This is a genomic window from Armatimonadota bacterium, from assembly GCA_020354555.1.
Lineage (GTDB): Bacteria > Armatimonadota > Hebobacteria.
Window position 1 is genome coordinate 510,544 of sequence record CP070648.1, and the last position, 5,887, is coordinate 516,430.

The 5,887-nt window shown below is 63.6% G+C and carries 3 protein-coding genes and 1 pseudogene; 1 reads left to right on the top strand and 3 read right to left on the bottom strand.

Going from position 1 to position 5,887, the window contains the following annotated elements; translation table 11 throughout:
* Nucleotides 1–232: hypothetical protein (locus tag JSV65_02085; GenBank protein UCH35163.1), on the top strand; the 232-nt coding region annotated here is incomplete at its 5' end.
* A 1,068-nt stretch (nucleotides 233–1,300) separates the two neighbouring features.
* Here the strand turns inward: JSV65_02085 and JSV65_02090 are convergent.
* The 3 genes and pseudogenes from JSV65_02090 to JSV65_02100 all read right to left on the bottom strand — a co-directional run.
* Nucleotides 1,301–1,405 (bottom strand): annotated as a pseudogene (locus JSV65_02090) (S-layer homology domain-containing protein).
* Nucleotides 1,406–1,552: 147 nt separating this feature from the next.
* Nucleotides 1,553–3,388, bottom strand: a complete 1,836-nt coding sequence (locus tag JSV65_02095) for a PKD domain-containing protein (protein UCH35164.1) — start codon at nucleotides 3,386–3,388, stop codon at nucleotides 1,553–1,555.
* A 1,356-nt stretch (nucleotides 3,389–4,744) separates the two neighbouring features.
* On the bottom strand, nucleotides 4,745–5,887 hold a 1,143-nt coding region (locus JSV65_02100; GenBank protein ID UCH35165.1), incomplete at its 5' end, for an S-layer homology domain-containing protein.

Below are 5,887 nucleotides of genomic sequence, written 5' to 3' on the forward strand. Positions count from 1 at the left end.
AGGTGAGCTCAAGAATCACAGCAGCTCTGCAGTCCAGATAGAGCTTATGGCAATAGCCCGGGACAAGCAAGACAAGGTGGTTCATGTGGAACGATGGCTTGAGCCGAGCGGAATCGCGCTCTCCCCCAACGGGGCCTGGCCGATTGAGTGGCTTATGGCTACGGATGAATTAGCGCAACGCACGGACCAGGTGACACTTCAAGTGCTCTGCGTCTACCCGCAGAATGTCTAAGGTTGCCAATGTCCGCTGTCGGTGGAGACTGCGGTGAATGACCCCGGGGGACTGTAGCTGGCCGCCTCGCCACCCGCAGGATTAACCAGGCCGCAATTCGGACATTTCTGCACGGGCCTCCCCCCTTCGCCGCCTTGGCTGAGGTGCTACGCATCTTCCCCTTTGCCCCGCCACGCCCCTGCCGCCTAACCTCCCGGTTTTTACCATATTCCCTTTTCGCGATTTACTCCTGTCTCCGGGCGCTCTTTCGCTATATTCCGGCACCTATGCGGGCCTGGAGTGCCGTTTCCACGCTCCCACGGTCAACGCCGCTTGCTATGCCACAACAGAAGTTTTTGTTGTTTCCAAATCGGTTACTATCCTACAAGAGCACTAAAGAATACCGGAAGCGGGCCTCGAAACGCCGGCGAAAAAGGTGACCAGGGGGGGTGCGCAGGGAACGCCGTCCAGACTCCTAGCCACCCCACGGCTCCAGCCCCAGTGCCAACTGCCCCGCGCGCCAACCAGGGCTTCCCGCCCCTTCAGCTTCACCGTGGACTGGTGGCCACGCTGCGCGCTGCGTGCCGGGATTCACAACCGCGCCAGCGATTCAGCACTTCCCCGACCTCTCCCCGCGCCATCCGCCGCAAGCCGGGCACCGCTGTCGCGAATGCCTGACAAACGGTCGTTTCGCGTCCCCCTACCGGGGTATCTCAGTAGTGGAATGGCTTCGGGCCATCTCCCTGTAGTTAGGGTGCGGCTCCCCAGTGAGCTCGGAGGCTGGGAGCCGCACCCCTCTTTTCCAATTTCCCTGTCGCGCGCAACGGAGAATCCGTCCCGCCGCGATCGACGGATCCACGGACAAGCGGCAGCCTACGACCTCACGGCCCAGCGCGCCGCACCCCCGACGGTTCAACTGCGGCTTCTAGATCGGTTGTAGAGCTCCATCAGCATCAGGCCGAGCCACGACACTCCACGACCCGCAACGCCCATCCCCCCGACCGCCCAAGTAGCGACGGGAGGGCCTGGGGCCCTCCCGTCGCACAGCCGGCTATTCAGGCAAGCCGCGGGCCTCCTCGCCTGCGGCGCCTACTTGATCGGTTTCTCGAAATCACAGCCGCGCTGGATGAACGTCGCCATCTGCCCGCGGGTGCAGATCACCGTCGGCCGGAAGGTGCCGTCGCCGTACCCCCCGGTCGGCGCCTCGCCGGAGGCCCAGGACGCCGCGGCCGACCGTCAACCGGTCAGGAATGGCAGGGCACGCAGCGTGAGCCGCGTGCCCTCAGACCCCGTGCGCTGAGCGCTAAGCTCCTAGCGACGTCGTAGGCGCCGCAGGGGTAATCAGTTGGCGGCAGCTGAACGTACGCCTGGCTGAACGTTCACCTGGCGCAGCCAAGTATTATCCGACGGCGTCAGCTCGCCGCATCGCACGGGCCATACTTCCCACGTCCAGAGGTCTGTTCCGACCTCGTCCGCCGTGTAACAATGATCGAAGCGCAGTCGAAGCCTGCCGCCCGGCGCGATGGTCTCGCTACTCTCGAACACCACGTTTCCTGCGTTGTCGGTCACGCGCAGTACTACCTCGCACGATTCAGTGGGCGACATGTTTTTGGCGCCGATCTGGCCCGTCTTGCACTGTCCAATCTGGCCGGCCGCCGGCATGTTGCAGTGAGTACTGTCGATAGCGACGTCAGACACGCACTCTAGCACGGTTAGCTCAGCGCAACACGTCGTCTGCCCGCCCTGGTCGTCGGTCAGCGTCACGCATACGTTGTAGGTGCCGGGCACCGTGTAAGTGTGGCTCGCCGGGTTGCCCGTCCCCGTGCCGCCGTCGCCGAAGTCCCACTCGTAGGCAAGGATCTCGCCCCAAGGATTCGGGTCATGGGCATTCGACGTGAACGTGGCCTCGCGATTGATCGCCACTACAGCCGGCTCGACGGCGATCGCCGGGTCGCCGCACTCGGGCGGGATGTTGGTCCCCTTGCCGACCGTTATCTCAGCCGTGCAGGTCCCGCAACGGCCGTCGTCATGACACATAGCTGCGGCAACCGTGTAAGTACCCGGCATCACGTACTGATGCGTCGCCGGGTAGCCGGTCTCCACCTCCCCGTCGCCGAACGCCCAGTCAACCGAAGCTGGGACTATGCAGTTGCCCGGACTGAAAGTAATCACATCGTCGGTGGTGGTGCTCGGCGGGTAGTAGCTGATCTCGCATGCCGGCGGGCAGTCCACCGCGAGCGGAATGTCGCAGGTGACGACTGGGCGGTTGAAGCCCAGGTCGAGCGATTGGTCGATAATGGGCAGATCGAAGCAGTAGCCCACGGAGTAAGTATCTGCGCAGCCAACGACGGGAAGACACAAGACGCCTATCGAGCCGACGATACACAGCTTAACGTACATTTTCGTGGCCGCATCATAGAAGTACTCTGAGGGGATCCCGACCTGATGGATCCCGCTCGCGGAAGCAGGTATCTGCACGCAGAAGGTCGCGGTCTGACCCTCGTCGGTCCAGTCGCAGTAGTCGGAATCGATCTGTCCCCGGATCTTTGACCCCGACAACCTGCCCCAACCGTTCCCTGCGCCAGCCAGACCCACCGACACCTCAAAGGCCGGCCAAGCAGAAAAGGTCCAACCAACGGGGTCGGATGGCGGGTCGTTGTCGGAGGCGCTGACGGTCTCGCCCAATGCGTAGCCGGTGAACGCCTGCTCTGCGAACGCTCCCAGGTCTATGCCAAATGGCTGATACACATAGCTCCCGACAAAGCGGAGTTGCACGCCGCCCTGAAAGCCGCCTTCTATGTGCACAGAACTCGCGCCGGGATCGCCCTCGTAGCTGCATGTCACGGGGAGCGCACTGCCCGCACAAGCCCTGTCATCATCCCATGTGAGAGTAATCTGGCCCTGAAGGTGCGCCGTCATTTGTGGAGTGGCCGCGTTCGCGTACGCTCTCACCTCGAAGACGCCAGGAATGATGGTTATCCATCCGGTGTCCCAGTTGACCACGGCCTCATACAGCGCGCGGAGTTCCGCCGCTTCTTGTTCGCTGACAGGCGCCGTCTCCGTCGCGGATAGTCTACGGGCAGCGTGGCCCGACTTGTCCACCTCGAATGTCCTGCCGTCCTCATACTGTACCACCACCCGAACGGGATTGAGCTCAGCGTCCCGTTCGACAGTCATGGAGTAACTCCAGCTACCGTCGAAGACGACTTGCTTGGTGCAAGTCCCCGCGCGGGCGGGGGTTGGCTGCGCGAAAGCCAACAAGAGCAATCCAAGCGCAGTCACAAGCAGTCCAACTGACTCGATCCTGGGTGACCTATGCCTTAGCATTTTCCATCCTCCGTTCTTGACAGCCGATCGGCGGTGACCCTGCGCTACCGCACTGTCCACGCTCACCGCACGCCTCACCGTTCTCCTGCAATTGACCATTGGCATACCAGGCCTGCAATAGCCCTCGGAGCGGAAAGCAGTGTGCGACTCATGACAGTCTTCTCCGAGGTGTGCACCGGACGCAGAGCGAGTGTTTACTGGCCTACCACCCGGTGCGGCGGCCGCGGATGTCCGCAAACTGCTGGCTGTCCACGGTCACACAAATGGCGCGCTCGATGCGCGAAAGAATCGCGTGAGCCGACAGCGGGAGCAAGCACATCGGGACTGCGGCAACGAGGAAACAGACGAGAGGAGCAAGAGTGGCGGTTCATAGCCCTGCCTCCGTGTGCCGTGCGTGACCTTGCCGGCACGGTTGTTTCGGCGCCGTGCGTTGCGCCGCTCCGGCGAGGAGGGCTCGCTGCGATGGGACTATTGGTGCGTCCGCCTGCTTTAGCCCCGAGGCACTTCCACAGTTGGGCGCCCCACCCCCGCGGGCGCTCCAAGCCTCGGCTGCCCAAGCCAGCCATAGGCCGACTTCCAAAGAAGGCGCGCCGCTCCTGCCGGTCCTGCGGGACTTTGTGCGTTTTTTTCGCCAATGTGCGGGCAGCGTGAAACCGACGGAAGGGAGCCATATCTTCCCGCCGACCCAGGAATCGCCGCGGCATCCGCAGCGAGACGCGCATGGATGTCGTACATTAATGACACGCAGCGAGTCGCCTTCGCATCCCAGGCCGTCTGATGAGCAGGGCAACGAAGATGGCTGTAGTAAATGCGTGACAAAGAGCAATGCCGCCTGAGGACCGCGGGGTACATTAATAGCGGCATGGCTTTGGGCCAGCCGTTTTGCTGTGGTTGGGGGTGCGGCTCCCCAGTGAGCTCGGAGGCTGGGAGCCGCACCCCTATTGTCTACTGCCTCCCGGTGTCACGCTCGTCAGCTCTGACACATCCGCTAGATGCTACCGGGCGTGCAGCGGCGGAGCTATTGTGGATAACCACAATATGGGTCAGCGCAGAGCAATGCGGGGCAGCCGGAAGCGGGACATCCGGGAGACTGTGCAGTTTCTCTTGCCGAGGTGCGGGCGTCAGGGCAGCAACGGGAGAGCATCACGCCCTCCCGTCGGGAAATCGGCTATGGAGGCGGGCGGTCAGCGTGCCTGCCCGAGATTTCTACTTGATCGGCTTCGCGAAGTTGCAGCCGCGCTGGATGAACGTCGCCATCTGACCCCGGGTGCAGATCACCGTCGGCCGGAACGTCCCGTCGCCGTATCCGCCGGTCGGCGCCTCGCCGGAGGCCCAGGAAGACACGTCAGCCAATCGCTCGATCCACCCGTAGAAGATGTGCGTGCCGTCAACATCCAGGCCGCCACCTCCACCGCCGTCCCATACCCCGTTCGTCCCGCGCGGCACATCGGTGAAGCTCGCAGAACCCGGGTCATACCAGGTCTTGCCCGCGGCCTTGCTCAGGCAGGTCGCCATCTGGCCGCGGGTGCAGGTGTTTGCCGGGCGGTAGGTGCCGTCGCCATAGCCGCCGGTCGGCGCGGTCCCGCCCCAGGACGCCGCATCCGCCAGCCGCTCAATCCAGCCGTAGAAGATGTGGGTGCCGTCCACATCCAGCCCGCCGCCTCCGCCGCCGTCCCAGACCCCGTTGGAGCCCCGCGGGACGTCGGTGAAGCTCGCGGAACCGGGGTCATACCACGTCTTGCCGAACGCCTTGCACAGTAACGCCGCCATCTGCCCGCGGGTGGTGTTGCTGGCCGGCGAGTACATCGGCGGCGCGGTGGAGGTGCCGCTGGTCACGCCTTGGGCGTAAATCGCCTCGACGCCCTGCCACATCGGGTGGCTGCGCGCCACGTCGTCGAAGGAGCATATCGCCAGCTTGTGCATGTAGATGTCCCAGTTGCCATTGCGGTAGTCCCGCCACACGACGCGGTCGCCCCAGATCGCGGGATGGTCTTGGGTGGCCGCTTGAGTGCAGATGGAGGTCTCGGTGGCCGTCGCCAGGTCGTACATGTAGATATCCCACTCTGTGCTACCGTAGTCGCGGTTGTCCTCCCACACGATGCGGTCACCCCAGATCGCAGGATAATACTGGTCGTCCGGGTCGGTGCAAATCGACGACTCGCTCGCCGCCGCCAGGTCATACATGTAGATGTCAGGATTGCCGTTGCGCCAGTCCGCCCACACGATGCGGTCACCCCAGATCGCGGGATCCCATTGGTTGGCCGAGTCGGTGCAGATCGCCGTCTCGGTCGCCGTCGCCAGGTCGTACATGTAGATGTCACACGCCGACGCGACGTTGCGTGCGTCGTA

Bases quoted from the DNA above. Each gene is read 5' to 3' on its own strand.
- JSV65_02095 (UCH35164.1), bottom strand. From the start codon at position 3,388: ATGACTGTCGAACGGGACGCTGAGCTCAATCCCGTTCGGGTGGTGGTA.